This is a genomic window from Paenisporosarcina sp. P5_A11 (assembly GCF_056400705.1).
The window spans coordinates 1-2,224 of record NZ_JBFUKT010000292.1 but is presented as its reverse complement, the minus strand read 5'-3'; the positions used below and the strand labels follow the sequence as shown (position 1 = coordinate 2,224).

Sequence of the window (2,224 nt, the reverse complement as noted above, 5' to 3'; positions counted from 1 at the left end):
GTCTAAAATCATTTATTACTTTTTCAATCACAAGTTTCGGCTCAATTTGTGTAATGTTTGAATCATTCGTTGTTTCAGAATCAAGCCTTGAAAGGTCTAACAATTCTTTGACTAACTTATTCATTCTTTCAACTTCTCGTAATGAGGAAGTTAATGATTTATTGAGAACTTCAGTATTATTCTTCCCCCACCGATTCAACATCATAAGGTTTCCCTGTAATACAGATAGTGGTGTTCTCAGTTCGTGAGAAGCATCCTCCACAAATTGTCTCTGTTGATTGAAAGACTCTTCTAATTGGTCCATTAGCTCATTAAAATGAACTGCAAGTTGGGCAATTTCATCTTGATTTTGATGAACCATTACCCTCTCTTCCAATCCATATTTCTTTATCCTCGTTAAGGTATATGAAATATCCTGAATGGGTTTTAAAAATTGTTTTGACAGGAATAACGCACCTAATAAACTTAAAAAAATGGCGCCAATGCCTGTTAAAAACATCATCATTCCAAATTGTTCTAACAAACCATCAAAAATTTCTAGATTTTTCACGATTTCGATTGTCCCAACAAAATTCGTTCCTACTAGAGGTTTTCTGAAAACGAGGAGCCTATCATCACCAATCTTTTGTAATTCAATCTGTTCATTTTGAACAGTTTTTTCGGTTACGGTTAATTCCTCCTCTTGACTTACTGCAACAACGCTTCTACCATATCGATCATATATTCGTATCGTTTCTGATTTTTCATTGATAGATTCTAAAAAAGATTCACTCTCTTTAATCGTACTTATCGATAAGTTTTGATTATCTTGCTCCGAGAAATACTCTTGAGTAGCATCCATCTTTCTCTCAATCGATTGCTCTTCGTATCGAACCATCCAACTATTCATCACGAAGTACTGCAATAAATTATAAGATAGAAATAAACCCATCATTAAGAGAGTCGACCATAAAACAAGTTTCCATTTGAGTTTTAACTTCGTCTTGAACTTCATTATTTCATCACATACCCTACCCCGCGAACGGATTGGATGTAGTTTTCATCTTCGATACTAATTTTGTTACGTAAGTACCTAACATATACATCAACCACATTCGTTTCAATAAATGTCTCATATCCCCAAATTTTTTCTAAAATGATTTCACGTGTTAAAACTCGATTGACATTTTGCATAAACATCAAGAGAAGTTCATACTCCCTTTTTGTCAATGTAACCTCTTTGCTTCTATTCTTTACAGTTCGAGAGATGGTGTCGACTTCAATCTCCTTGAACTTTAAATGTTTGGCGATGCTTTCTTCATGCTTCTCCTGTCTCCGAAAAATCACACGCATTCTGGCCAAGAGTTCTTCAATAGAAAAAGGCTTTGAAACGTAATCATCTGCACCCACATCTAAACCCATGACTCTGTCCATAACGCTATCTCTGGCAGTTAACATAATGACCGGTGTATCTTTTACCACTCTTAACCTACGGCATATTTCAATTCCATTTAAATGTGGAAGCATTAGGTCGAGTAAAATTAAATCAAACTCTTGATTCATCGCTGCGTCTAGGCCTTCTCTCCCATCATCGACAACTTTGACATCAAAACCTTCATGTTTGAGTTCTAACTCTAAAAATTCAGAGATACTTTCTTCGTCTTCAATTAACAATATTTTCTTCAATATGAACCCTCCAAGAAATCAGGTTATGTCTATGTAATCGAACAACAGTAAGCCTTACAATTTTGTTCGATATCAATCTATTTTCACTTACCACTTAACTTCTCCATTTGAAGGCTTAAATAACCAATTAACTTGCAAATGGTCGTGGTCTCATCTGCCCATTTATTCCTAAAAGACCATAATCATCATCTTTTTTATATGCTAATTTAAGTGGTTCATCGCAACTAACCGGTTTCGTGCTCCTTTGTAAATCCTTTTGTTTAATCACAACGCCCCTCTTATTTCTAAATCGTACCTGAATAAAATAAAATCACTAATAACAATTGGCAAGAAAAAAAGGAATAGATGAAATAAACTCATCTATTCCTTTGAACTATTTATCGATTTATTTTTGATGTTAGTCATTCTCGACTTCATCATCATTATCTTCTTCTTCGTCAGCAACTTTAATGATTTTGCCTGAAGACGCATCTACTTTGACACCCTTGATAATCCCTGCAKACTTTTTAACTTCAACGTCATACACAACGACGCCATCTTCGTCTTCTAGTTCAGAATC

Annotated in this window: 4 protein-coding genes; all 4 read right to left on the bottom strand. The window is 34.7% G+C overall.

Features of this window, described 5'->3' with window-relative positions:
• Nucleotides 1–994, bottom strand: a 994-nt coding sequence (locus AC1DOS_RS19525; protein WP_477538822.1) for a histidine kinase dimerization/phospho-acceptor domain-containing protein, incomplete at its 3' end; no start/stop codon positions are given.
• Nucleotides 994–1,665 (bottom strand): response regulator transcription factor, encoded by a 672-nt coding sequence (locus AC1DOS_RS19520; RefSeq protein WP_108587981.1) that lies wholly within the window; start codon nucleotides 1,663–1,665, stop codon nucleotides 994–996. The genes AC1DOS_RS19520 and AC1DOS_RS19525, both read right to left, overlap by 1 nt.
• A gap of 127 nt (nucleotides 1,666–1,792) precedes the next feature.
• The gene (locus AC1DOS_RS19515; RefSeq protein WP_477538821.1) at nucleotides 1,793–1,933 is read right to left on the bottom strand and encodes a hypothetical protein; all 141 of its coding nucleotides are present in this window, start codon (nucleotides 1,931–1,933) and stop codon (nucleotides 1,793–1,795) included.
• A gap of 129 nt (nucleotides 1,934–2,062) precedes the next feature.
• Nucleotides 2,063–2,224: PepSY domain-containing protein (locus AC1DOS_RS19510; RefSeq protein ID WP_477538823.1), on the bottom strand; the 162-nt coding region annotated here is incomplete at its 5' end.